Source organism: Paenibacillus sp. 19GGS1-52 (genome assembly GCF_022369515.1).
Taxonomy (GTDB): Bacteria; Bacillota; Bacilli; order Paenibacillales; family Paenibacillaceae; genus Paenibacillus_AQ.
The window spans coordinates 925,828-952,162 of record NZ_CP059724.1; the positions used below are offsets into that span (position 1 = coordinate 925,828).

Below are 26,335 nucleotides of genomic sequence, written 5' to 3' on the forward strand. Positions count from 1 at the left end.
GTCAGGAGATTACCACAGTGAATGTAGATGTCAGTATACTAATTCTCAATTACAACACATGCCGGTTGACGATGGATTGTTTGAGGTCGGTGTATGACTCAGAAACAAATTTTTCCTATGAGATTATTTTGATAGATAACAACTCCCATGATGATTCAGTAGAAACGATATGTAGAGAATTTCCGAGTGTAATGTTGATAGCTAACCAAGAGAACATCGGTTTTGCCCGTGGGAATAACCAGGGAATTGAGGTGGCTTCCGGGCGTTATGTACTGCTGCTGAATTCGGATACGGTAGTGCGCAAGGATACGCTGGAAACGATGGTTGCCTTCATGGATAGCCGACCTGATCTTGGGGCATCTGGCTGCAAGGTGATTTTGCCGGATGGTTCGCTGGACAAGGCATGCAAGCGGGGTTTTCCTACTCCGTCCGCATCCTTCTATTATGCGTTTGGCTTTAGCAAGCTTTTTCCGGATCGTCCTAAGTTCAATGGTTATCAGCTGGGCTATCTGGACCCCGATCTCGATTATCCGGTAGATTGTCTCGTCGGTGCGTTTATGCTGCTGCGGCGGGAGACGATAGAACAGGTTGGTGGGCTGGATGAGGAATTTTTTATGTACGGTGAGGATCTCGACTGGTGCTACAGGATTAAAGAGGCAGGTTGGGGGATTCATTATTATCCGCAGACCTCCATCATCCATCTTAAGGGTGGAAGTGCCAGACGCAGACCTTTTAAGATCGTCTATGAATTCCATCGGGCCATGATTTTATTTCACCGTAAGCATTATAGCAAGCGATACAACAGTATGATAAATGGAGCAGTCTATGCAGGTGTCGGCTTGAAGTTTGCAGTGTCGCTGTTACGCAATGCACTGACCTTTCCAAGAACCGTTCCTCTACCTGCACAGAGCTTGTCTGCTTCTGCAGACACGGGTTCCCGCACTGAATCGAATACTGAGGTGAGATTATGATTCGCCGTAATCAGAGGTTTTTAACACAACTGTATATGGTTACTGACTTTATTGTCATCCAGCTGTCCTTTCTGGCGGCCTGGTGGCTGAAGTTCAAGAGCGGTTGGATGAATTTCGAGAATCCGCTGCCTGTGGAGTCCTACTCTTATTGGAGCCTTATTTATGGTGGTATTGCCGTGTTTATCGGTATTATAATGTCACTGTATTTACCGAAGCGTAAGAAACGTTTTGTCGATGAATTTCTGAAGATTTTCCAGGTGCATGTTTTAGGCATCTTTATCCTGCTGGGCGTGATGTTTTTTGTCAAAGAAATCGACATCTCCCGCGCTTATCTTACTATTTATATGGTTTTCAATTTACTTTCAATTATGCTGTACCGCTATGTGCTCAAGAAGATGCTGAAGTCTTTGCGTGAGAAAGGCTTTAACCGTCAGTTTGTACTTATTCTCGGTGCGGGTACACTTGGCAAAAGATTCTACAACAACTTGGAGCAGTATCCGGAGCTTGGATATGAGGCGATTGGTTTCCTGGATGATTATCATACCTGGGATGGTATTGAGGAACAGCGTTATAAGCCTATTCTCGGAACGGTGGATCAGCTGTCAGGAATGCTTGAGCTGCTGCCTGTGGATGAGGTCATTCTGGCGCTGCCACTGGATGCTCACTCCAAGTATCCTGCTATTATTGGAGCTTGTGAGCAAGCCGGAGTACGTACACTGATAATTCCGGACTTCTTCGATTATTTGCCGGCCCGTCCATATTTCGATAACTTTGCGGGTATGCCTATGATTAATGTGCGAGATATTCCGCTGGATATGGCAGGCAACCAGATGGCCAAGCGACTGTTTGATATTGTGTTCTCACTATTTGCGATTATTGTGATGTCGCCCGTGATTCTGATCGTTGCGCTGGGTGTACGTCTGACTTCTCCGGGCGCGGTAATATTCAGACAAGAACGGGTAGGCTTAAATCGACGCCATTTCTTAATGTATAAATTCAGATCGATGAAGATGCAGCAGGATGGGGAAGAAGATACGGGATGGAGTACACCGGAAGATCCTCGCAGAACCCGGTTCGGCACGTTTATCCGCAAGACGAGTCTGGATGAACTTCCGCAATTCTTTAATGTATTGATGGGACATATGAGTGTGGTAGGTCCACGGCCGGAACGCCCCTACTTTGTGGAGCAATTCCGTGACGAGATTCCCAAGTATATGGTGAAGCATCATGTGCGTCCTGGAATTACGGGCTGGGCTCAGAGCAATGGATTACGTGGTGACACCTCGATTGAAGAACGGATTAAACATGATATCTTTTATATCGAGAACTGGTCGCTGCTGTTCGATATTCGCATTATTTTCAAAACCATCCGCAATGGATTTACGAACAAGAATGCCTATTGAATTCTCACACTACTGCAATCATCGCTAATGTTTGATATAAATTCCCTGTTTTGCCTATGGCAGAGCGGGGTATTGTTCTTTTACTATGAAAAATAAAAAGATTATCTTATCTGTAGTCGTCATTTTGTCTCTTATACTCTTACTTATTGTTACTCTGGCAAAAGAAGATAAACAACCAGCCACCGGCTTCGCGGCTAGTCGAATCGTAGCTCATGCTATGGGCGGAATTGATGGTCATGCCTATACGAATGCTTTCGAGGCTTTTGTGGCTAACTACGAGAAGGGAACGCGGATATTTGAAACGGATTTGCTGTTCACCTCCGATGATAAGTTGGTGGCTCGCCATGAATGGACGGGCAATATGAGTAAAGAACTGGGACAACAGAAGGTTCTATCTGCCAAGGAGCAGGGGTCAGCGCTCGGGTATGCTGAATTCATGAACAGTCCGATCCTGGATATCTACTCGCCGCTGGATTTCGAGAAGATTCTTGATCTCCTGCAGCATTATCCTGATGCCTACATTGTTACGGACACGAAGGAATTCGATTCCGGTCTGGTGATGAAAGAGTTCAACAGGCTGACAGAAGCTGCCAAGCGTCGAGATCCGGAACTGCTGAATAGGATTGTTCCACAAATTTACAGTCGAGCTATGCTGGAGGAGTTGAAGGCAGTATATTCTTTTCCTACAGTGATTTACACGCTTTACCAATCGCAGGATACGGATGAACAGGTCATTGATTTTGTCCGCACGACAGGGGTGGATATTACAATGCCTGCCGAACGTGCCACAAGCAGCTTTGTGAATAAGCTGCAGCAGGCTGGAGCCCGTGTGTATGTGCATACTATTAATGCTGAAGAAGAAATTCAGAAGATGGATAAGTTGGGTGTGGACGGTTTCTATAGCGATTTTATCTCTGAGGATGATTTGGATTTAATATTTAAATAATTCACACTAATAATTCAAAAAAGGCGAAAAAACGTTCGCCTTTTTTTTCTGTTTAAATTGACACTCCCCTTTGTGCTGGCTTAGACTAGAGTTATATCTTTTGCGGGCAGCAAGGGAAATTTTGATCTGCCCATATTGAATAATGAGGATGGACGATCATGAAATTAGTGCAGCAAATGATAAAGCCTTGGCGGCACGTATTTAAGCTGGACCCAGACCGTGAGCTGGGGGATCAGGATCTGGAGGCCATCTGCCTTTCGGGAACAGATGCTCTGCTGATCGGTGGCTCAACGGGTGTAACCTATGTGAACACAGTGAAGCTATTGTCCAGAGTTAGGCATTATGAGCTGCCGTGCGCCTTGGAGGTATCTGATCTGGAAGCGGCTGTACCTGGGTTTGATCTATACTTGATCCCTATGGTACTGAATACGCCGGACCCGGATTGGATTGTAGGCCAGCATCGTAGAGCTATCGAACGTTATGGTTTCCTTATTCCGTGGGACCTGCTGCTGACAGAGGGCTACATTGTGCTGAATGGCGATTCCTCTGTCGCTCGCCGAACAAGTGCTGAAGCCTCACTTAGTGCTGCTGAAGCAGCTGCTTATGCGCAGGTTGCGGACAAGCTGATGTCGTTGCCGATCGTTTATCTGGAATACAGCGGGATGTTCGGGGATATGGATACAGTGCGGACGGTGCGTGAGACTGTAGAGTATGGTCAGCTTTTTTATGGAGGCGGAATTACTTCCGTGCATGAGGCTGAGCAGGCAGCTGCCCTGTGCGATACCGTAGTTGTTGGAAATATTATTTATCGTGATGTGCAGCAGGCGCTACTTACTGTTGAGGCTGTGCAGAAGACGCAGCAACTGAAATATGATTAGTAGTTTATTTAGAGAGGAGCATGGTACACATGCAACCTGTTAACATACAAGAGGCCGTAAGCCGGCTCAATCCCCCGCAGCGGCAAGCTGTCGAAGCCACCGAAGGTCCATTGCTAATTATGGCCGGAGCGGGCAGCGGCAAGACGAGAGTCCTAACCCACCGCATCGCTTGGTTGATCGCGAATCGAAAGGCACCACCGTGGGCGATTCTCGCGATTACATTTACGAATAAAGCAGCTCGGGAGATGCAGGAGCGTGTATCCAAGCTGGTCGGGCCTGAGGGCAGGGATATTTGGGTATCTACCTTCCACTCTATGTGCGTACGTATTTTGCGGAAGGATATCGAGCGGATCGGGTTTACCTCCAATTTCTCAATTCTGGATTCAACAGATCAGTTATCCGTTATCCGCAATTGTATGAAGGACCTGAATATCGATACGAAAAAATTTGAGCCAAAGGCTGTGCAGGCGGTTATCAGCGCATCCAAGAATGAGCTTATCACTCCGGCACAATATGAGCAGAAGGTCGGCGATTATTTTGAAGGCCTGATTGCCAAAGTGTACGCGCTATACCAAAAAAAGCTAAGATTCAACAATTCGCTGGATTTTGACGATCTGATTATGAAGACTATCCAATTGTTCGATGAAGTACCAGAAGTACTGGACTTCTATCAGAAGAAATTCAAATACATTCATGTCGATGAGTATCAGGATACGAATAGAGCCCAATATATGCTGTGCAAGATGCTGGCTGAAGGCCATCATCGTATTTGCGTCGTAGGCGATAGTGACCAGTCGATTTATCGCTGGCGCGGAGCGGATATTACGAACATACTTAATTTCGAACAGGATTATCCTGAAGCCAAGACCATTTTACTGGAGCAGAACTATCGTTCAACTTCCAATATTCTGAATGCGGCTAATGGGGTTATCGCGCTGAATACCGGCCGTAAGCCGAAGAAGCTGTGGACAGACTCTGAGGAAGGCCAGAAGATCAAGGTGTACCGGGCGGATTCGGAGCATGATGAAGGGTATTTTGTAACTGGAGAGATTAGTAAAAGTGTCAAAAAAGGCCAGGCCTATCAGAATCACGCGATTCTGTATCGTACTAATGCTCAGTCGCGCGTAATCGAGGAAATTCTGATCAAATCGGATATTCCCTACCAGATCGTGGGCGGCATCAAGTTCTACGATCGCAAAGAAATCAAGGACATTCTGGGTTACCTACGGTTGTTGTCCAATCCCGATGACGATATCAGCTTGACGCGCATTATCAATGTTCCTAAGCGGGGTCTTGGCGATACAACAGTTGGCAAGCTAGCCGCGGCGGCTGGTGAACGAGGCATTTCGATCTTCCGATTGCTGCAAACGGTGGATGATCTCGGTTTTGCGGGACGGACACGGAATACGCTGGTGGAGTTCTACGATATGATTGAAGCCTTGCACCGCATGGTGGAATTTCTGTCCGTGACCGAACTGACGGAGAAAATACTGGAGCTCTCCCAATATCGACTGGAGCTGCAAAATGAGAACACGCTCGAATCCCGTTCCCGGCTGGAGAATATCGATGAGTTTCTGTCCGTGACCATGGAATTCGAGAAAAATAATGAGGACAAGTCGCTGGTCTCCTTCCTTACAGATCTGGCGCTCATCGCCGACATCGACAGTGTGAACGACGATGAAGAGGATCGCAGCGATGCTGTAGTACTGATGACGATGCATAGTGCGAAGGGGCTGGAGTTCCCAACGGTATTTATCGTTGGGATGGAGGAAGGCGTGTTCCCGCACAGCCGCGCCTTTCAGGATAACGACGAGCTGGAGGAAGAGCGACGGCTCGCGTATGTGGGCATCACCCGCGCTGAGAAACAATTGTTTCTCTCTTGTGCAAGGGTGCGTACACTGTTCGGACGGACGAATGCCAATCCGCCGTCCCGTTTTCTGGAGGAGATTCCGGAGGAGCTGAAGGAAGATACCGACATGAAATCAGACCGCTTCCGGCGCGGAGGCGCGGAGGTAGGCGGTGCCTATGGCGGCCGCGGCTTCAGTGGCGGCGGCCGAGGGAACTTTGGCGGCCAAGGCGGGGCCGCAGGGGCAATGCCAGCAGGCGGCGTGCGCGCCGGTTCTGGCGGAAGCACCGCATCAGCGGCGCCGGGGCAGGGCCGCGTGGTCGTGACCACCGGTGCGCAGCGCGCTCCCGGTGCGGCGGATGCAGCAGCATCCGGCGAATACAAGGCCAGTGACAAGGTATCCCACGGCAAATGGGGCATTGGTACGGTAGTGTCCGTGAAAGGCAGCGGCAACGATACGGAGCTGCAGATTGCCTTTCCAGCACCTGTTGGTGTGAAGCGTCTCTTAGCGGGTTTTGCACCGATTACCAAAGTCGAATAATGGGTCTGCGATTACCGAATATGTTTTTGAAATATAATAACCGCAGGGAACTTATTGACGGAGGGATGTGGCTGTATGGATATTATGCATACAATGGAAGAGCTTGTTGCGGAACTGAATCAGTATAATTACCATTACTACACGCTGGATGCACCGCAAATCAGCGATAAAGAATACGATATTTTATACGACAAGCTTGTGGCACTGGAAGCGGAGAGTGGTTTTGTTTTGCCGGATTCGCCTACTCAGCGAGTAGGGGGCGAACTGCTGAAAGGCTTTACGCCACACCGGCATCTGGCACCGCTCTGGAGTCTGGACAAGGCACAGAATATTGAACAGTTGCGCAGCTGGAATACTCGGGTGCTTCGTTTGGTCAATGATTACAATAGCAAAAACCCCGAGAATCCTCTGCCCGAACCCTGTTATGCGGTAGAGCTGAAGTTCGATGGTCTGACGCTGAATCTGACTTACCGTGACGGAGTGCTTGTGCAGGCGGCGACACGGGGCAACGGGGTAACGGGTGAAGGTATACTGGCACAGGTGAAGACGATCCAATCGGTGCCGTTAACAATTCCTTATAAAGCGGGCATTATTGAAGTGCAAGGCGAGGGAATGATGAATCTGTCTGTGCTGGCCGACTACAATACACGGGCTGCTGAGCCATTGAAGAATGCACGTAACGGTGCAGCCGGTGCGCTGCGCAACCTTAATCCCAAGACGACAGCCAGTCGCCGGTTGACCGCATTTTTTTATAATGTAGGTTATGTGGAGGGGCAACAGTTCACAGATCATCAGGAAATGATGGCTTTTCTGCGGAATAATCGCTTTAAGGTGAATCCTTATCTTACCTACTATAATACCTTTGATGAAGTCACTGAGCAGTTGGCTGAGATCGAAGAGAGTCGCGCGGGTCTCGACTACCTTATTGATGGTGCAGTGATTAAGGTGACGGATTTCCGTATTCGTGAAGTCCTTGGCTACACAGATAAGTTCCCACGTTGGGCGGTTGCTTACAAATTTGAGTCTGAAGAAACAACGACCATACTAGAGTCCGTGAGCTGGAATGTAGGCCGTACGGGTAAAGTCACTCCGCTGGCCCGAGTTGAGGCGGTGGAGTTGGCGGGTGTGACTGTCCAGAATTGTACACTGAACAATGTTGGCGATATTGAACGTAAGAACCTGAAGCACGCGCTGGGAACACGGGTCTTCATTCGGCGTTCTAATGATGTTATCCCGGAAATTCTGGGCAAGGTAACCGAAGAGAGTGATGGGGAGGAGATTATTTTCCCTGAGAATTGCCCCTCCTGCGGGTTCCCGCTGGAAATGCGCGGCGCGCATCTCTTCTGCAATAACAAGCTGGACTGCAAGCCGCAGATCATTGGCCGGATCACTCATTTTGCTTCACGGGATGCGATGGATATTGAGACATTCAGCGACAAGACAGCTGGGCAACTGCATGAGGAATTGAATGTTCGTGAGCCTGCTGATCTATACGAGCTGAACTTTGAGCAACTGGTGAAGCTGGATCGTTTCGGGGAGAAGAAGGCGGATAACCTGCTGAAGGCCTTGGAGGATAGCAAAGGGCGGGATCTTGCCTCGTTCCTCTTTGCACTGGGAATTCCGAACACAGGCAAGGCTACGACCAAGATGCTGGCTGAACATTACCGTGATTTACACGCTGTGATGAATGCAAGTGCGGAAGAACTGGCCGGATTGCCGGACATCGGCGGTATTGTTGCTGAGAGCATTGTGAACTTCTTTGCAGATCCTTTTGTGGTAACAAGTATTAATCGGATGCTGGACTTGGGTGTGCAGGCGAAGGCGCCAGAGGCCCCGCGTCCGGTAAATACGAATTCTTTTTTCAGCGGCAAAACAGTCGTCTTAACCGGCTCCCTACAAAAGCTTACGCGCGAGGAAGCAGCAGAACGTCTGGAGGCGCTTGGTGCGAAGGTATCCGGCAGTGTCTCTAAGAAAACGGATCTGGTCATCGCCGGTGAGAAGGCAGGCAGCAAGCTGGCCAAAGCACAGCAGTTGGGCATTCAGGTCATAGAAGATGAGGATGAACTGCTTAGGTTGCTGGAAGGTTAAACAAACAAGGTATGGAATATTAAATATCGCAAGCAAAAAGCCCGTTCTCTTCGTCTATATGAAGAAGGCGGGCTTTTCATTTATTCTCAAATTTTAACGTCAAGTGGTTGTGACTGCAGATCTTCTGTTACACTTTATTTGCACCAGGTAACCAAGCATCTGTATCATAGCCCCGCTGCTCCCAATAACCGACATGCTCCTCTTGGATCAGTTCAATCCGGTTCAGCCATTTTACCGACTTATAAGCATACATTTGTGGGGTGACAAGACGTACTGGGCCGCCGAGTTGATTCGAGATTGGCTTGCCATCATGCATCACAGCAACCATAACATCTTCCATGCGAGCTTGAGCTATGGTTAGGGAGTCCGTATAGACTCCATCGCCGGAGTATAGCTTGACGGTTGCGGCTTGATTCTGAACACCTGCCATGTCCATCAGCTTGGAGAGAGGTATACCCTCCCATGTATTTTTGTAGACGGACCAGCCGGTGACACAGTGGAAATCACTTACTTGAACTTCGCGCTGTAATGCCACGAATTGCTCCCAATTCCAGCTTAGCTTCTTGTCGACTAGACCGTCGATGGTAAAGGACCAGTTGGAGTTATCAAAAGAAGGAATATCCGTTACAGTATATACCCTGAAGCTGCCTTCTGCGCCTCCGCCGATGGGTGGAGCAGACTGTGGTTGTGGGACAGGGTCGGGAAGCAGGGAGTTGGCATTGTTAGCTGCATATTCTTCCGTACTCGGAAGCTGAAAAGCTCTTCCCATCCAACGGACAAAGGTTGGTCCTAAAGTTACTGCTATTCCTGCTCCAACAGCGATTTTAATAAAGCCACGGCGTGAGTAGACAGGCTGGGGTCTGGAAGGTGGAGTGGAGTTTCCGTTTACACCTTTGAGGGTCTCTCCGGTGACATTCTTTTCGGAGGTGATAGACCGTTTTTGCGGCTCTTTCAGCCATTTGGTTCTGGTGATGGAGTGGTAGATGATAACAGGAAGTCCGACCCAAGTCAGAAGATCATGGACAAATAGCGCAGCGTTGGAAGCTCTTGGCCCGGTTAGTCTGAATTGCCAGAGCACAATGCCGGATACAATCCAACCTACCAGTAGTACAAGCACAAATATTACGTTGGCTTTTTGCGAAGTTTTCCCTTTTAGCCTGCGCCAGTGCTTGGCTGCCAGCAGCAGATAATAGACTACCGGAATAAGCAGAACTAGTCCAAAATAAATATGAGCCCATTTTAGCCATACCCGTCCTTCACCCAGCAGTTCACGCCAGAAGCCTCCCAACAGCAATAAACCACTTAAAGCCAGGAATAGAACTAGCCATGCATTCCACATATGAATAGAGACCAATTTTTTTCCATAGCCTCTACGGAGCCGCTCTAATCCTTTTTTCATCTGTTATTCCTCCTCTCCTACTCGAACTATGAAGATCATTTAAGTTTTAACTAATTGTACAGCAAAAATTGGCCGTTGAATAATATCTTCTAATTAATCAGCTGCCCAGCCCTCCAGCTTCTTGTCACTAGGAAGTCGCAGCGCAAGCAAGCCAAGAAGTGGGAGGAAGCCGCAGGCCACGAATACCTTCGAGATGCCAATGTAGTCAATGAGATTGCCGATGACCAGCGAACCAATCCCTCCAAGTCCAAAAGCCAGACCTGTAATAAGACCGGAAACGGTACCAATGTTACCGGGATAAAGCATCTGTGCGTAGATAACGGTAACTGAGAAGCTGGACAAAAGTACGAAACCACCGATCAGCAGTAGAACAGCAGCCCAGAATGGATTGACAAAAGGCAGAGCCAACGCGAACGGTACAGTACCCACCATGGAGATCAGGATGAGGTTTCGTCGTCCGAAACGGTCGGCAAGTGGGCCGCCAAAAAAAGTCCCCACAGCCCCCGCCGCCAGATACATGAAAATATAGATTTGGGCGTCATCCAGGTTCATGTTGTATTGATCCATTAAGTAGAAGCTATAATAACTTCCTATAGATGCGCCATACCAAGACCGCACAAAGACGAGAAAAACGAGAATAATAGTTGCACTCAGAATACTTTTGCTACGGGCAGCATCGAGTTTATGCGTAGTCGATTTTTTACGGAAGGTATAGCCCGAATCCAACATTTGACGATACCAGCGTGCGACATAGGTTTGAACAGCGATTCCGGCAGCAGCAACTAAAGTAAAGCCCAATGCCCCGATTTGTCCATAAGGAATGAAGATCCATTTCATCAGAAGGGGACCGAGGGATTGTCCAGCATTACCACCCACCTGAAAGATAGATTGAGAAAGTCCCTTCCGCAAGCCTGCAGCCATATGAGCGACACGCATACCTTCTGGATGGAAAGCAGCAGAGCCGAATCCGACAAGCATGACCGAGAAGATCACCAATATGTAATTGTCGGCAAAAGCCAAGAGCAGCACTCCCGCGAAGGTGCAACACATACCTAGTGGCAGTAAAATAGGACGGGGTTTGCGGTCTGCAGCATAACCGATCACAGGTTGGATCACTGAGGATGTCATATTTAGGGCAAAAGAAATCCACCCGATCTGGGCATAGCTGAGCAGCAGATTGTTTTTAAGAATAGGAAACATCGCGGGGATCAACGCCTGAATAGAATCATTAAATAGATGAACAAAACTTACTGCCAGCAAAATGCGATATATAGTAGTCTGCTGTAAATTACGCTGTTCCTGATCTACTCCACTTAAATGAGATGTAGTGGGGCTCGAATTATTTTTCATCTGAACTCCTCTCCGTACTGTTTATAGACTGCAATGAAATGAAATTACGATAAACTCTATATACCCATATGTAAGGGAATATGGGAATCAATTTGTGCTGTATCAAGACTGTTTATACACCATGATATTTAATTTCAGAAAAAGGTTGCAATCATCCAACCAACATGATATATTATCTCTTGTGCTTACGAGACATTGCATATACGAAACACAAGCAATGAAGAAATAAGTTGACAAGATATAAGTTAACATGATATGATCTAATTCCTGTGCAAGAAACAAAGCATTCATTTGCCGGGAGCAAGTTCTTTGAAAACTGAACAAATGGAACGCGTTAATTTTTAAAAGATTCATTTAATGAATCGTCAGTTTCAAAATGAGCAATCGCTCTTTTCAATACAAATTGGAGAGTTTGATCCTGGCTCAGGACGAACGCTGGCGGCATGCCTAATACATGCAAGTCGAGCGGAGTTTTGTTGAAAGCTTGCTTTCAACAGGATTTAGCGGCGGACGGGTGAGTAACACGTAGGCAACCTGCCCCATAGCCTGGGATAACTACCGGAAACGGTAGCTAATACCGGATAATTCCTTTTCCCACCTGGGAAGAGGATGAAAGACGGAGTAATCTGTCGCTGAGGGATGGGCCTGCGGCGCATTAGCTAGTTGGTGGGGTAACGGCTCACCAAGGCGACGATGCGTAGCCGACCTGAGAGGGTGAACGGCCACACTGGGACTGAGACACGGCCCAGACTCCTACGGGAGGCAGCAGTAGGGAATCTTCCGCAATGGGCGCAAGCCTGACGGAGCAATGCCGCGTGAGTGATGAAGGTTTTCGGATCGTAAAGCTCTGTTGCCAGGGAAGAACGTCTTATAGAGTAACTGCTATAAGAGTGACGGTACCTGAGAAGAAAGCCCCGGCTAACTACGTGCCAGCAGCCGCGGTAATACGTAGGGGGCAAGCGTTGTCCGGAATTATTGGGCGTAAAGCGCGCGCAGGCGGCTATTTAAGTCTGGTGTTTAAACCTTGGGCTCAACCTGAGGTCGCACTGGAAACTGGGTGGCTTGAGTACAGAAGAGGAAAGTGGAATTCCACGTGTAGCGGTGAAATGCGTAGATATGTGGAGGAACACCAGTGGCGAAGGCGACTTTCTGGGCTGTAACTGACGCTGAGGCGCGAAAGCGTGGGGAGCAAACAGGATTAGATACCCTGGTAGTCCACGCCGTAAACGATGAGTGCTAGGTGTTAGGGGTTTCGATACCCTTGGTGCCGAAGTTAACACAGTAAGCACTCCGCCTGGGGAGTACGGTCGCAAGACTGAAACTCAAAGGAATTGACGGGGACCCGCACAAGCAGTGGAGTATGTGGTTTAATTCGAAGCAACGCGAAGAACCTTACCAGGTCTTGACATCCCTCTGAATCCGCTAGAGATAGCGGCGGCCTTCGGGACAGAGGAGACAGGTGGTGCATGGTTGTCGTCAGCTCGTGTCGTGAGATGTTGGGTTAAGTCCCGCAACGAGCGCAACCCTTATGCTTAGTTGCCAGCACATTATGGTGGGCACTCTAAGCAGACTGCCGGTGACAAACCGGAGGAAGGTGGGGATGACGTCAAATCATCATGCCCCTTATGACCTGGGCTACACACGTACTACAATGGCCGGTACAAAGGGCTGCGAAACCGCGAGGTGGAGCGAATCCCAACAAAGCCGGTCTCAGTTCGGATTGCAGGCTGCAACTCGCCTGCATGAAGTCGGAATTGCTAGTAATCGCGGATCAGCATGCCGCGGTGAATACGTTCCCGGGTCTTGTACACACCGCCCGTCACACCACGAGAGTTTACAACACCCGAAGTCGGTGGGGTAACCCGCAAGGGAGCCAGCCGCCGAAGGTGGGGTAGATAATTGGGGTGAAGTCGTAACAAGGTAGCCGTATCGGAAGGTGCGGCTGGATCACCTCCTTTCTATGGAGAATCGTTTCCTGTAACGGAAACATTCGAACGGAAACGTAAGTTTCCAGATACACTAACGCGTATCCATTTGTTCGGTTTTGATGGAATTTGCGGGGCCATAGCTCAGCTGGGAGAGCGCCTGCCTTGCAAGCAGGAGGTCAGCGGTTCGATCCCGCTTGGCTCCACCAACAAACTTCATCAATTTAATATTTTTTTGACAACTTGCCAGAATATTTCCATCTCACATCCGTGATGTGGTTAATAATCTGAACCTTGATCCTTGAAAACTGGATACCGAAACGAATTTGCGTTTTAGAACATTTTATCTGTCGCTTGTGTAAACGAGCGAAAGTGTATTATGGCTTAGCGAAGGTTTTCGATGGTGAAGCGACTTTTGGCTTTGAATGACCTGCGAACGGAGTGATTCGGTAGCAACATTCAAAACAAGATGAGTGAACAAGCGAAACACCGGAGCATTGGTTAAGCTAATAAGAGCACACGGAGGATGCCTAGGCGCCAGGAGCCGACGAAGGACGTGGCGAACAACGAAACTGCCTCGGGGAGCTGTAAGCAAGCTTTGATCCGGGGGTGTCCGAATGGGGAAACCCAGCTGTGGTAATGCACAGTTACTCATACCTGAATACATAGGGTATGTAGAGGCAGACCAGGGGAACTGAAACATCTAAGTACCCTGAGGAAGAGAAAACAATAGTGATTCCGTCAGTAGCGGCGAGCGAACGCGGAACAGCCTAAACCTAAGAGCTTGCTCTTAGGGGTTGTGGGACGTCTCACATGGAGTTACAAAGGAATATGGTAGGCGAAGAGGTCTGGAAAGGCCCGCGATAGAGGTAAAAGCCCTGTAGCCTAAACTGTGTTCTCTCCGAGACGGATCCCGAGTAGTGCGGGGCACGTGAAACCCCGTATGAATCCAGCAGGACCATCTGCTAAGGCTAAATACTACCTGGCGACCGATAGTGAAACAGTACCGTGAGGGAAAGGTGAAAAGCACCCCGGAAGGGGAGTGAAATAGAACCTGAAACCGTGTGCTTACAAAAAGTCAGAGCCCGATCTATGGGTGATGGCGTGCCTTTTGTAGAATGAACCGGCGAGTTACGTTTACCATGCAAGGTTAAGGTGAGAAGCCGGAGCCGCAGCGAAAGCGAGTCTGAATAGGGCGACATAGTATGGGGGCGTAGACCCGAAACCGTGTGATCTACCCCTGTCCAGGGTGAAGGTGCGGTAACACGCACTGGAGGCCCGAACCCACGCATGTTGAAAAATGCGGGGATGAGGTGGGGGTAGCGGAGAAATTCCAATCGAACTCGGAGATAGCTGGTTCTCCCCGAAATAGCTTTAGGGCTAGCCTCGGTATGAGAGTAGTGGAGGTAGAGCACTGATTGGGTGCGGGGCCCGCAAGGGTTACCAAGCTCAGTCAAACTCCGAATGCCATATACTTATTACCGGGAGTCAGACAGTGAGTGCTAAGATCCATTGTCGAAAGGGAAACAGCCCAGACCATCAGCTAAGGTCCCCAAGTGTGTGTTAAGTGGGAAAGGATGTGGAGTTGCACAGACAACCAGGATGTTGGCTTAGAAGCAGCCACCATTGAAAGAGTGCGTAATAGCTCACTGGTCGAGTGACTCTGCGCCGAAAATGTAACGGGGCTAAACACACCACCGAAGCTATGGCTAGATACATTGTATCTGGGGTAGGGGAGCGTTGTATATACGTTGAAGGTATACCGTGAGGAGTGCTGGAGCGTATACAAGTGAGAATGCCGGTATGAGTAACGAAAAGATCAGTGAGAATCTGATCCGCCGAAAGCCCAAGGTTTCCTGAGGAAGGCTCGTCCGCTCAGGGTAAGTCGGGACCTAAGGCGAGGCCGAAAGGCGTAGTCGAAGGACAACAGTTTGAAATTACTGTACCACCGTAATCCGCTATGAGCGATGGGGTGACGCAGGAGGGTAGTGACGCGGACTGATGGAAGTGTCCGTCTAAGCAGTGAGGCTGATGTGTAGGCAAATCCGCACATCGTTAAGGCTGGGCTGTGATGGGGAGCGAAAATTGTAGTAGCGAAGGTCATGATCTCACACTGCCAAGAAAAGCCTCTAGCCAGGAGAAGGTGCCCGTACCGCAAACCGACACAGGTAGGCGAGAAGAGAATTCTAAGGCGCGCGGAAGAACTCTCGTTAAGGAACTCGGCAAAATGACCTCGTAACTTCGGGAGAAGAGGTGCCTCGGTAGGGTGAATAGCCCGAGGGGGCCGCAGTGAAAAGGCCCAAGCGACTGTTTAGCAAAAACACAGGTCTGTGCGAAGCCGTAAGGCGAAGTATACGGGCTGACGCCTGCCCGGTGCTGGAAGGTTAAGGGGAGCGGTTAGGGGTTAAACCCGAAGCTGTGAACCGAAGCCCCAGTAAACGGCGGCCGTAACTATAACGGTCCTAAGGTAGCGAAATTCCTTGTCAGGTAAATTCTGACCCGCACGAATGGCGTAACGACTTGGGCGCTGTCTCAACGAGAGATCCGGTGAAATTTTAATACCTGTGAAGATGCAGGTTACCCGCGACAAGACGGAAAGACCCCATGGAGCTTTACTGCAGCTTGATATTGAATTTGGGTACGATCTGTACAGGATAGGTGGGAGCCTAAGAAGCAGGAGCGCAAGCTTCTGCAGAGGCGACGTTGGGATACCACCCTGATCGTATCTAGGTTCTAACCTAGTGCCCTCATCGGGTACGGGGACCGTGTCAGGCGGGCAGTTTGACTGGGGCGGTCGCCTCCTAAAGAGTAACGGAGGCGTTCCAAGGTTCCCTCAGAATGGTTGGAAATCATTCGCAGAGTGCAAAGGCATAAGGGAGCTTGACTGCGAGACCTACAAGTCGAGCAGGGACGAAAGTCGGACTTAGTGATCCGGTGGTACCGCATGGAAGGGCCATCGCTCAACGGATAAAAGCTACCCTGGGGATAACAGGCTTATCTCCCCCAAGAGTCCACATCGACGGGGAGGTTTGGCACCTCGATGTCGGCTCATCGCATCCTGGGGCTGAAGTAGGTCCCAAGGGTTGGGCTGTTCGCCCATTAAAGCGGTACGCGAGCTGGGTTCAGAACGTCGTGAGACAGTTCGGTCCCTATCTGTCGTGGGCGCAGGAAATTTGAGAGGAGCTGTCCTTAGTACGAGAGGACCGGGATGGACGTACCGCTGGTGCATCAGTTGTTCCGCCAGGAGCATAGCTGAGTAGCTACGTACGGACGGGATAAGCGCTGAAAGCATCTAAGCGTGAAGCCCCCCTCGAGATGAGATTTCCCAATTAGTAAGACCCCTTGAAGACGACGAGGTAGATAGGTTGGAGGTGGAAGTGCAGCAATGCATGGAGCTGACCAATACTAATCGGTCGAGGGCTTATCCACAAACAAGCAAGAACGCAGATTCGATTCGGATTCAGTTTTCAGGCGATTCAAGCCTGTATGTCTTTTCTAGTGTTGGTTATTTTCCTGAAGAAATTCGGGGAGCTAAGCGACCGGAAAAAACCAATTGTTTTGAAATTCATTCACACAGTTGTGATGAACCAAATTTCAAAACGCCAGCGCTTGTTACACAAGCGCATGTTTGGTGGCGATAGCGGAGGGGTTCCACGCGTACCCATCCCGAACACGACCGTTAAGCCCTCCAGCGCCGATGGTACTTGGACCGAAGGGTCCTGGGAGAGTAGGACGTTGCCAAGCACTTAAGACCATTGTTGATCTTTCAACAGTGGTCTTTTTGCGTCTTTTATAACCTGTGGAAATGTTGTGGATAGTTTTCAAGAAAGTACAGAAAACTTACTAACATGTGGATACAATCAATAATCAAATATTCCTCCCGATTTATATGAACAGAGGACATGTTTAGGTGTGTATGTCAAGAGAAACCTAAGTAATACACGGGTTTATGTGGATAGATACTGAAAAATGTGGATACATTGCTGGAAACGTGGATAACTAATTATTATTAGAGAACTGACAAATTTAGTGTTTGAGGTTTCTGTGTAGAAGCTGTGGATAACTAAATAATATTTTGAAATTCAGTTATTGAATTAGCATACATGTACCCTCTCTTGTTATACTCACCTTAGGTTGATTTCTTAAATTGATGAGGTGAGTTTATTGGAGATTAGGCAGTTGAATTCTGAAGAATTCGAAACTAGTTTAAGCTTGTCCGAATATGCTTTTCAGTACAAGTTAGCAGGGGAGGATAAAGTCAAGGCCAAGAGTAGATTCAAGCCAGAACGAGTATGGGGTATTTTTGAGGATGGTCTTTTAGGTGCTAAGCTGACCCTGCTCCCACTGCAAGTATATATACAAGGGCGGGCAGTACTTATGGGGGGAATAGCCGGTGTAGCGACATGGCCAGAGAACCGCAGGCAAGGACTGGTAGCTAAGCTTCTATCCCATACACTGCAGACGATGAATGAAGCCGGACAGACGTTATCTTTTCTGCATCCCTTTCTTATTCCCTTTTATCGCAAGTTTGGGTGGGAGATTTATTGTGAATACAAGAAATATACGATTCCCATTGCTAAATTCCCATTAAAGGCAGAAATTGCAGGGAATATACGTCGTAATTTATTTGATATTGAAATATTGGATGAGCTATATAGTCATTTTGCAGCCCAATATAACGGTACGCTAAAACGTGATAAGGACTGGTGGGAGCATGTGGTTCTGAATCAGGACACGTTTAATGCTATTTTTTATTCACCGAAGGGCAATCCTGAAGGATACGTGCTGTATAAGATAGAGAAAAGTGAGTTAGTTATTAATGAATTTGTATTTATGAATGAGCAAGCTCGCCAAGGCTTATGGACGTTTCTTGCCAACCATGACTCCATGGTGACAGGAGCTTCTCTGAAGCGGGTTCCATCCGATGATATTTTGCCCTTTTTGTTGCCGGATCCGCGGATTTCGCAGGAGAGTCATCCATATTTTATGGCGCGTATTGTTAATGCCAAGGCATTTGTAGAGAATTTTTCTTTTGTGGTACAAGGTGCTCAGCAGAAGCAGATCATCAATATTGAAGACAAATACGCTCCATGGAATGATGGGTTGTGGGAGTGGAGTATAACCTTAGAGGGGACTCCTACATTAATAAAAATTGATGGCGACAATATTGAGGCAGATCTTTCTTGCGATATCGGTACATTAACAGTGTTGTTGCTCGGCTATAAACGCCCAGGTGAGCTGTCCCGCTTTGGGCGACTGACCGGAAATGAAGCTGCAGTGCAATGGCTGGAGGGAATCATTCCGCAGGCTCAAACAAGCTTATTTGATTTTTTCTAAAGGCTGGGGAGTTGTTTCATTCCGAATCCGAATACAATGAACATTAAAAGTAAAAAATAAGAGAACCCTCTTGGAATTGCTTGAGATTATGTTATACTATTAAATAAGTCAAAGAAAGTCAAAGTCAACGCAGCCTGAAGTCAGTGCTCTTTAGAACTATCCATTCCCAAACTATTCAGTGCGATTCGCTTTACTGCTCTTGGATTAAGTTCTTTTGAGATCACCGCCGGATGGACGTTAAACAGCATGCGGTATTATAAAGTTGTAAACACTGGAGGATAAGTGATGCGCAATATCTCCGATATTATTGAACAATATCTGAAGAATATTTTGCATGAAAGTCCCGAAGGTACGGTGGAGATTCAGCGTAATGACCTGGCGGATCAGTTCTCATGTGTACCGTCACAGATCAATTATGTCATTAGCACACGCTTTACTCTGGAAAAAGGCTACGTGGTGGAAAGTAAGCGCGGCGGCGGTGGATATATTCGTATTCAACGTTTTGAGTTGCCCCAAAATGTGGCTCTGTACGCGCATCTCAATCACACCATCGGAAGCGGAATTGATCAGAACACCGCTGAAGGGCTGATCTATCAGCTTGAAGAAGCCTGCTTTCTATCCAAGCGAGAAGCATGCCTCATGCGAGCCGCTGTTTCCCGGGATTGCTTGACGCTCAAGCTACCGTACCGGGATGAGATTCGTGCCAAGCTTATGAAAGCTATGCTGATCTCTTTGTTAGGCAAATAATTGTCAACCATAAGGGAGGGACTCCGCTTATGCTTTGCCAGGAATGCGGTGTCAAACCGGCAACGCTCCATTTTACCAAGATTGTGAGTGGAGAGAAGACGGAATTTCATATTTGTGAAAGCTGTGCCAGAGAGAAGGGGGAACTTATTCCCGGAACTGCTGGAGGGTTTTCAATTCACAGTTTGTTGTCAGGCTTGCTTGATCTTGAAGGAGCCGATAAAGAGAAGTCAGCTGCTACAAGAACTACGCAAAGCCTACAGTGTGAGAATTGCGGCATGACCTATTCGCAGTTCAGCAAGCTTGGGCGTTTTGGCTGCAGCTCCTGTTATAAGTATTTTAACAGTGCGCTGGACCCACTTTTTAAGCGGGTGCATGGCAGTACCACGCATGTAGGCAAAATTCCAAAACGAGCCGGAGCACAAATTGTGTTCAAACGGCAAATTGATGAATTGAAGCAGGAATTACAGCAAAGTATTACGCAAGAGGAGTTTGAGACCGCTGCTCAGTTACGGGATCAGATACGCCGACTTGAAAAAGAAATCGCACAAGAGTAAAGTCTTTCATATATAAAGGGGGGATAAGACATGTCAAGTCTCCGGTTTACCGAACAGGCGCTTAGTGATTGGATGCGTTGTGGCGGCAGTGATTCCGAGATTGTAATTAGCAGCCGTATGCGTATAGCCCGCAACTTACAAGATCTTCCTTTCCCCCTGCTGGCCTCTTTGGAGCAGTCGGAAGAAGTACTGGAACAGCTTACTCCTGTATTTCATGAAGAAGTCTCAGCGGAATACGGCTCTTTTCAAATGCTGAAGCTTGATGATTTAGATGAACTAGATAAAAAAGTACTGGTGGAGAAGCATCTCATCAGTCCCAATCTGGCGAATGATTCACGAGGTGGAGCTGTAATACTGAACGAGGACGAGTCGGTTAGTATTATGATTAATGAGGAAGACCATCTCCGGATTCAATGTCTGTTCCCTGGTCTTCAGGTTAGAGAAGCATGGATACGTGCGACAGCAATCGACGATATTTTCGAAGCTGCAGTCAACTATGCTTTTGATGATAAAAGAGGATATTTGACAAGTTGTCCCACCAATGTTGGAACAGGACTCCGTGCCTCAGTGATGCTGCATTTGCCGGCTTTGGTAATGACTCATCAAATTAACCGGATATTATCAGCAGTAAATCAGGTGGGATTAACTGTTAGAGGAATTTATGGTGAGGGCAGCGAAGCAGTAGGGAACATCTTTCAAATATCCAACCAGATCACACTGGGTCAGACCGAAAGTGAAATCATTGAGAATCTTCACAGTGTAGTTACTCAGATTATCGATCATGAACGAAATGCACGCGAGAGATTGCTTACCGATTCCGCTCTGCGAATTACCGATCGGGTGAAACGCTCCTACGGAATTTTATCTTATGCAGCAGTAATGGAGCTTAAAGAATCGGCACAACGCTTATCGGATATACGGCTTGGGGTTGACCTTGGAATTCTGGAAGGCCCCTCCATTTCCGTATTAAACGAGCTGAATGTTAAGACGCAGCCAGGCTTCCTTCAAAAAATGTTCGGCGACGAGATGAATGCCACCGAACGAGATATGTACCGGGCGAAGCTGCTCCGGGAGACACTGGGAACACAACATTAATATAGATATTTATTATTCATGGAGGTGCAGGAGATATGATGTTTGGAAGATTTACGGAACGGGCACAAAAAGTGCTGGCGCTGGCGCAGGAAGAAGCTGTTCGTTTAGGACACAACAATATCGGCACAGAACATATTTTGCTCGGACTTATTCGTGAAGGTGACGGCATTGCTGCTAAAGCATTAATCGGTTTGGGTTTAGGCCTGGAGAAAATTCAGGATGAAGTGGAAACACTGATTGGCAGAGGGCAAGAACAACCTACGAACATTGCTTATACTCCTCGCGCCAAAAAAGTTATCGAGCTGTCGATGGACGAAGCCCGCAAGCTGGGACATACTTACGTTGGCACAGAACATATCCTGCTCGGGCTCATCCGTGAAGGAGAAGGTGTAGCTGCACGTGTGCTCAATAACCTCGGCATTAGCTTGAATAAAGCCCGCCAACAGGTATTGCAACTATTGGGTAGCAGTGAGGCAGCGTCCAGTCACAGTGGTGCTCCAGTCAATGTCAGCACACCTACGCTGGATGGTCTTGCACGTGATTTGACCGCTTATGCCAAGGATGGCCATCTTGATCCGGTTATCGGCCGCAGCAAGGAAATAGAACGTGTTATACAGGTTCTGAGCCGCCGGACCAAGAACAACCCGGTGCTGATTGGTGAACCTGGTGTAGGTAAGACGGCTATTGCCGAAGGCTTGGCACAGAAGATTATCAATAATGAAATCCCTGAGACATTACGCGACAAACGTGTTATGACCCTCGATATGGGATCAGTTGTTGCTGGTACTAAATACCGCGGTGAGTTTGAAGACCGTCTGAAGAAAATTATGGATGAGATTCGTCAAGCGGGTAACATTATACTCTTCATTGATGAGCTGCATACGCTGATCGGTGCAGGTGGTGCTGAAGGTGCAATTGATGCTTCTAACATTCTGAAGCCGTCTTTGGCCCGTGGCGAACTGCAGTGCATAGGTGCAACAACGCTGGACGAATACCGCAAATATATTGAAAAAGACGCAGCCTTGGAGCGTCGCTTCCAACCCATTACGGTGGATCAGCCTTCCCCGGAAGAAACAGTACAAATTCTGTTCGGACTTCGTGACCGTTATGAAGCCCATCACCGTGTGAAGATTACGGATGAAGCCATCGTAGAAGCCGTGAAACTGTCTGACCGCTACATTCCAGATCGTTTCCTACCTGACAAAGCCATTGACTTGATTGATGAAGCCGGATCCAAAGTCAGACTGAACTCTTATACAATTCCACCGAATCTGAAGGAATTGGAAATGCGTTTAGACGATATCCGTAAGGAAAAGGATTCTGCAGTGCAAAGCCAGGAATTCGAGAAAGCGGCTGCGTTACGTGATACTGAACAAAAGATCCGTGAAGAACTCGATACCACTAAGAATCAGTGGAAAGAGAAGCAGGGCCGTACCGATTCCGAGGTTACACCTGACGATATTGCACAGATTGTAGCTAGTTGGACGGGCATTCCTGTTAGCAAGCTTAAAGAAGAGGAGACTGACCGTCTGCTCAATATGGAAGCGATACTGCATGAACGTGTAATTGGTCAGGACGAAGCCGTTAAGGCTGTCAGCCGGGCACTCCGTCGGGCGCGTGCGGGTCTGAAGGATCCGAAACGTCCAATGGGTTCATTTATCTTCCTCGGACCAACAGGTGTAGGTAAAACTGAGTTGGCTCGTGCACTTGCAGAAGCAATGTTTGGCGATGAGAATGCGGTGATCCGCATTGATATGTCAGAGTACATGGAGAAACACTCCACTTCTCGTCTGGTCGGAGCGCCTCCAGGGTATGTTGGATATGAGGAAGGCGGCCAATTAACGGAGAAGGTTCGCCGTAAACCGTATTCAGTAGTACTACTTGATGAAATTGAGAAGGCCCATCCCGAAGTATTCAACATCCTGCTGCAGGTACTTGAAGATGGACGTCTGACGGATTCCAAGGGACGTGTAGTGGATTTCCGAAATACGCTGATTATTCTGACCTCCAATGTAGGTGCACAAGCGATCAGAAAGAATTCGACGCTTGGGTTCACTGCTGTACAAGATGCGGGAGCAGATTATGGTAATATGAAGGGCAAGGTTATGGAAGAGTTGAAGAAAAGCTTCCGCCCAGAGTTCTTGAACCGGATCGATGAAATTATCGTCTTCCATTCACTGGACCAGGAACATATCGCCGAAATCGTCACGCTGATGTCCGAAGAGTTGCGCAAGCGACTGCGTGAACATGATGTGGACTTTGTCCTCACGGATGGAGCGAAGGCGTTTCTGGCCAAAGAAGGATATGATCCAGCCTTTGGTGCACGTCCGCTGCGTCGTGCCATTCAAAAGCACATTGAAGACCGTCTATCCGAGGAGTTGCTGAAAGGCAATATCCAGAAGGGTGATTCACTCAACATTGATGAAGTCAATGGTGAGCTTGTGGTCACAAAGATTGATGTGCCTGTAGCTGTATCTTTGGAAAAAGAAGTGGAAGCTGAATAAAGTAGAAACTTGTGACAAAACCGCCACTCCTCCGTATAAGAGGAGAAGGCGGTTTTTTTTATTGGGAATTGTTATTCTAGATGTTTATTTCACTGCAAATACAGGCAGGTTAAAGGTAGGAGTATTTAATTCAACTTCCGATTGACCTTTCGTTAAACGAGCAGAGATGGTAAACTTTGAATAACGAGAAATTTATCCGCAATTTTAGAAGTTCGGACGTAAGGAGAGCACATGGCTAAAGCAAAAACCAAATTTAACTGTATCGAATGTGGATACGAATCACCGAAATGGTTCGGTAAATGTCCGAGCTGCCAGGCTTGGAACTCCATGGTAGAGGAAACGGAAAGCGTAGTCAAAACACAGGGTATGAGTTCCCCTATTTTTCATAGTAAAGAAAAGGCACAATCCATCATAAGTATAGAAAGTGACAAAGAGCCGCGCATACTGACAGGCATCGGTGAACTTAATCGTGTTCTTGGCGGAGGTATCGTTCCCGGTTCGCTGGTGCTGGTAGGGGGAGACCCCGGTATTGGTAAATCCACATTACTGCTGCAGACCTCACATGCTCTGACGAAACAGGGATTACGTGTGCTATATATATCCGGGGAAGAATCGGTGAGGCAGACGAAGTTGCGCGCAGATCGCCTCGGTGCGTTGTCAGCAGAGCTATATGTACTTTGTGAGACGAATATGGAAAGTATCGAGGAAGCTATTGAACAAATTCAGCCCCAATTTCTCGTTATTGATTCCATTCAAACTGTTTATATGCCGGAGGTAGCAAGTGCACCCGGCAGTGTGACACAAGTACGGGAATGTACGACAAGATTTATGCGGATCGCCAAAATTCGCGGAATCGCTACTGTATTGGTAGGGCATGTCACCAAGGAAGGGGCTATCGCAGGACCACGGATGCTTGAGCATATGGTAGATTGTGTACTTTATTTTGAAGGAGAGCGGCATCATACGTACAGGCTACTGCGGGCTGTAAAGAATCGTTTTGGTTCCACCAATGAAATCGGCATCTTTGAAATGGGTGAAGTTGGGCTAACCGAGGTGGAAAATCCTTCAGAGCTCTTTTTGTCAGAGCGCCCTCTTGGTGTAGCTGGATCTACGGTCGTAGCAAGTATGGAGGGTACACGACCGGTTCTTGTAGAAATACAGGCGCTTATCGCTGCTACTCATTTCCCTTCTCCGCGGCGGATGTGCACAGGACTCGATCATCAGCGCATGGCGCTTATCATTGCTGTTCTTGAGAAACGGATGGGTATGTTCCTGCAGAATCAGGATGCATACCTGAATGTAGCTGGCGGAGTTAAGCTTGATGAACCGGCAATTGATCTAGCAGTTGCCATCAGCATTGCTTCCAGCTTTCGTGATATTTCAACAAAGCCTTATGATGTTTTCTTCGGTGAGGTAGGGCTTACCGGTGAAGTGAGGGGTGTTTCTCGCGCAGAGATGCGTGTCAAAGAGGCCGCAAAGCTGGGCTTCCGTCGAGTAATTATGCCTGAGAAGAGCATGAAGGGCTGGAAGCACCCACAGGATATCCAGATTATTGGCGTCAGCACCGTAGCAGATGCACTTGCGGTCGCGTTAGATTAGGGGGCACAGAATATGAAGGAACATAATCAATTAGAGAAAATGAATGATCTGCTCAGGATGGCCGCACCCGGAACACCTTTCCGTGATGGATTAGAGAATGTGCTACGCGCTAAGACGGGAGCGTTAATCGTTGTCGGATATAGTCCTGAGGTGATGGAAGTTGTCGATGGCGGATTCTCCATTAACTGTGATTTTTCACCCAATTATTTATATGAGCTAGCTAAGATGGACGGTGCGATTATTCTGAGTGAAGACTTAAAACGGATATTGTATGCCAATACGCAGCTTATTCCGAATTCCTCTATCTCATCGATTGAGACAGGTATTCGCCATCGTACGGCAGAGCGCGTTGCTAAGCAGACTGGGAAGTTGGTTGTTTCTATTTCTCAGCGCCGCAATATTATCACCTTATATCAAGGGAACATCCGGTATGCTTTGAAGGAAATTGGTGCTATTCTGGCTAAGGCTAATCAGGCGATACAAATGCTTGAGAAATACAAATCAGTACTTAATCAGGGTTTGACCAATCTCTCTGCTTCCGAATATGAGGGGATTGTAACTGTAGCTGAAGTGGTCGGAGTTATCCAACGTGTGGAAATGGTGCTGCGCATCAAGATGGAAATTAAACGATATATTAATGAATTGGGCAATGAAGGGCGCCTAATCAGCATGCAAATGGAAGAACTGGTCGGAAATACAGAGGAAGAAGCATGGCTTTTATACAGAGACTATGCAAGGGAAGAAGACGAAGACAAAATTCGCGATATTATTGCGGGGCTTAAACGGACGAGTGATGACGATCTGATGGATGATAATCATATTGCCCGTCTGCTGGGATTTTCCGCTACAGCCATTGTTTCCGAAGAAGTGGTAACACCGCGCGGCTATCGCCTGCTTAACAAAATTCCGCGGCTGCCGAATGTTATTATTCATAATCTTGTGGAGCGCTTTGAAATATTGCCTAATCTAATGCGGGCGACTATAGCTGAATTGGATGAGGTGGACGGAATCGGTGAAGTACGGGCACGCAATATCCAGGACGGACTTAAACGTCTGCAGAAGCAAGTTCTTATTGACAGACAAATGTAAATATCATACAATCACGTAATATTGGAGAACATTAAAGGCCAAAGTGAAGATATAGAGGTGAAG

15 protein-coding genes, 1 tRNA gene and 3 rRNA genes are annotated in these 26,335 nt (G+C 47.9%); 17 read left to right on the forward strand and 2 right to left on the reverse strand.

The genetic code is table 11. The annotated features are described in order from the left end of the window. Nucleotides 1-71 precede the first annotated feature (71 nt). From H1230_RS04125 to ligA, 6 genes are all read left to right on the forward strand, one after another. Nucleotides 72-971, forward strand: coding sequence for a glycosyltransferase family 2 protein (locus tag H1230_RS04125; protein ID WP_239717092.1), 900 nt, complete (start codon nucleotides 72-74; stop codon nucleotides 969-971). Beyond that, nucleotides 968-2,374, forward strand: coding sequence for an undecaprenyl-phosphate glucose phosphotransferase (locus H1230_RS04130; RefSeq protein WP_239714367.1), 1,407 nt, complete (start codon nucleotides 968-970; stop codon nucleotides 2,372-2,374). The genes H1230_RS04125 and H1230_RS04130 overlap by 4 nt, the downstream gene beginning before the upstream one ends. Before the next feature lie 85 nt (nucleotides 2,375-2,459). After that, a complete protein-coding gene (locus H1230_RS04135; protein ID WP_239714368.1) occupies nucleotides 2,460-3,320 on the forward strand; it encodes a phosphatidylinositol-specific phospholipase C/glycerophosphodiester phosphodiesterase family protein in 861 nt (286 codons plus the stop codon). A gap of 158 nt (nucleotides 3,321-3,478) precedes the next feature. After that, complete coding sequence (gene pcrB, locus H1230_RS04140; RefSeq protein ID WP_239714369.1) at nucleotides 3,479-4,198, forward strand: heptaprenylglyceryl phosphate synthase; 720 nt, start codon at nucleotides 3,479-3,481, stop codon at nucleotides 4,196-4,198. 29 nt (nucleotides 4,199-4,227) lie between these two features. Then, nucleotides 4,228-6,585 (forward strand): DNA helicase PcrA, encoded by a 2,358-nt coding sequence (gene pcrA, locus H1230_RS04145; protein WP_239714370.1) that lies wholly within the window; start codon nucleotides 4,228-4,230, stop codon nucleotides 6,583-6,585. 75 nt (nucleotides 6,586-6,660) lie between these two features. After that, on the forward strand, nucleotides 6,661-8,673 hold the full coding sequence (gene ligA, locus H1230_RS04150; protein WP_239714371.1) for an NAD-dependent DNA ligase LigA: 2,013 nt from the start codon (nucleotides 6,661-6,663) through the stop codon (nucleotides 8,671-8,673). Between the two features lie 127 nt (nucleotides 8,674-8,800). Here ligA and H1230_RS04155 read toward each other — a convergent pair whose 3' ends face one another. Continuing rightward, nucleotides 8,801-10,072, reverse strand: a complete 1,272-nt coding sequence (locus H1230_RS04155) for a molybdopterin-dependent oxidoreductase (protein WP_239714372.1) — start codon at nucleotides 10,070-10,072, stop codon at nucleotides 8,801-8,803. A gap of 93 nt (nucleotides 10,073-10,165) precedes the next feature. Then, nucleotides 10,166-11,422, reverse strand: a complete 1,257-nt coding sequence (locus H1230_RS04160; protein WP_239714373.1) for an MFS transporter — start codon at nucleotides 11,420-11,422, stop codon at nucleotides 10,166-10,168. 400 nt (nucleotides 11,423-11,822) lie between these two features. On the opposite strand from H1230_RS04160, the gene H1230_RS04165 reads away from it, so the two are divergent. From H1230_RS04165 to disA, 11 genes are all read left to right on the forward strand, one after another. After that, nucleotides 11,823-13,380, forward strand: a 16S ribosomal RNA gene (locus tag H1230_RS04165). A 100-nt stretch (nucleotides 13,381-13,480) separates the two neighbouring features. After that, nucleotides 13,481-13,556, forward strand: a tRNA-Ala gene (locus tag H1230_RS04170). Nucleotides 13,557-13,846: 290 nt separating this feature from the next. Continuing rightward, nucleotides 13,847-16,776: ribosomal RNA gene (locus H1230_RS04175) — 23S ribosomal RNA — on the forward strand. 198 nt (nucleotides 16,777-16,974) lie between these two features. Next, nucleotides 16,975-17,091: ribosomal RNA gene (gene rrf, locus H1230_RS04180) — 5S ribosomal RNA — on the forward strand. Together the 16S, 23S and 5S rRNA genes with 1 tRNA gene alongside form the textbook arrangement of a ribosomal RNA operon. 420 nt (nucleotides 17,092-17,511) lie before the next feature. Then, complete coding sequence (locus tag H1230_RS04185; RefSeq protein ID WP_239714374.1) at nucleotides 17,512-18,684, forward strand: GNAT family N-acetyltransferase; 1,173 nt, start codon at nucleotides 17,512-17,514, stop codon at nucleotides 18,682-18,684. 285 nt (nucleotides 18,685-18,969) lie between these two features. Beyond that, the gene (locus tag H1230_RS04190) at nucleotides 18,970-19,431 is read left to right on the forward strand and encodes a CtsR family transcriptional regulator (protein WP_239714375.1); all 462 of its coding nucleotides are present in this window, start codon (nucleotides 18,970-18,972) and stop codon (nucleotides 19,429-19,431) included. 29 nt (nucleotides 19,432-19,460) lie between these two features. Beyond that, complete coding sequence (mcsA, locus tag H1230_RS04195; RefSeq protein WP_239714376.1) at nucleotides 19,461-19,985, forward strand: protein-arginine kinase activator protein McsA; 525 nt, start codon at nucleotides 19,461-19,463, stop codon at nucleotides 19,983-19,985. Between the two features lie 30 nt (nucleotides 19,986-20,015). Continuing rightward, complete coding sequence (gene mcsB, locus H1230_RS04200; RefSeq protein WP_239714377.1) at nucleotides 20,016-21,080, forward strand: protein-arginine kinase McsB; 1,065 nt, start codon at nucleotides 20,016-20,018, stop codon at nucleotides 21,078-21,080. Between the two features lie 35 nt (nucleotides 21,081-21,115). Then, nucleotides 21,116-23,584, forward strand: a complete 2,469-nt coding sequence (gene clpC, locus H1230_RS04205) for an ATP-dependent protease ATP-binding subunit ClpC (RefSeq protein ID WP_239714378.1) — start codon at nucleotides 21,116-21,118, stop codon at nucleotides 23,582-23,584. A 231-nt stretch (nucleotides 23,585-23,815) separates the two neighbouring features. After that, entirely contained in the window at nucleotides 23,816-25,183 is a 1,368-nt protein-coding gene (gene radA / locus H1230_RS04210; RefSeq protein ID WP_239714379.1) for a DNA repair protein RadA, read from the forward strand. A gap of 12 nt (nucleotides 25,184-25,195) precedes the next feature. After that, on the forward strand, nucleotides 25,196-26,272 hold the full coding sequence (gene disA, locus H1230_RS04215; protein ID WP_239714380.1) for a DNA integrity scanning diadenylate cyclase DisA: 1,077 nt from the start codon (nucleotides 25,196-25,198) through the stop codon (nucleotides 26,270-26,272). The last annotated feature ends 63 nt before the right edge of the window (nucleotides 26,273-26,335 follow it).

Bases quoted from the DNA above. Each gene is read 5' to 3' on its own strand.
- H1230_RS04125 (WP_239717092.1), top strand. From the start codon at position 72: ATGGATTGTTTGAGGTCGGTGTATGACTCAGAAACAAATTTTTCCTAT.
- mcsB (WP_239714377.1), top strand. From the start codon at position 20,016: ATGTCAAGTCTCCGGTTTACCGAACAGGCGCTTAGTGATTGGATGCGT.
- H1230_RS04155 (WP_239714372.1), bottom strand. From the start codon at position 10,072: ATGAAAAAAGGATTAGAGCGGCTCCGTAGAGGCTATGGAAAAAAATTG.
- H1230_RS04160 (WP_239714373.1), bottom strand. From the start codon at position 11,422: ATGAAAAATAATTCGAGCCCCACTACATCTCATTTAAGTGGAGTAGAT.
- mcsA (WP_239714376.1), top strand. From the start codon at position 19,461: ATGCTTTGCCAGGAATGCGGTGTCAAACCGGCAACGCTCCATTTTACC.
- H1230_RS04130 (WP_239714367.1), top strand. From the start codon at position 968: ATGATTCGCCGTAATCAGAGGTTTTTAACACAACTGTATATGGTTACT.
- clpC (WP_239714378.1), top strand. From the start codon at position 21,116: ATGATGTTTGGAAGATTTACGGAACGGGCACAAAAAGTGCTGGCGCTG.
- H1230_RS04135 (WP_239714368.1), top strand. From the start codon at position 2,460: ATGAAAAATAAAAAGATTATCTTATCTGTAGTCGTCATTTTGTCTCTT.
- disA (WP_239714380.1), top strand. From the start codon at position 25,196: ATGAAGGAACATAATCAATTAGAGAAAATGAATGATCTGCTCAGGATG.
- ligA (WP_239714371.1), top strand. From the start codon at position 6,661: ATGGATATTATGCATACAATGGAAGAGCTTGTTGCGGAACTGAATCAG.
- H1230_RS04190 (WP_239714375.1), top strand. From the start codon at position 18,970: ATGCGCAATATCTCCGATATTATTGAACAATATCTGAAGAATATTTTG.
- pcrB (WP_239714369.1), top strand. From the start codon at position 3,479: ATGAAATTAGTGCAGCAAATGATAAAGCCTTGGCGGCACGTATTTAAG.
- pcrA (WP_239714370.1), top strand. From the start codon at position 4,228: ATGCAACCTGTTAACATACAAGAGGCCGTAAGCCGGCTCAATCCCCCG.
- radA (WP_239714379.1), top strand. From the start codon at position 23,816: ATGGCTAAAGCAAAAACCAAATTTAACTGTATCGAATGTGGATACGAA.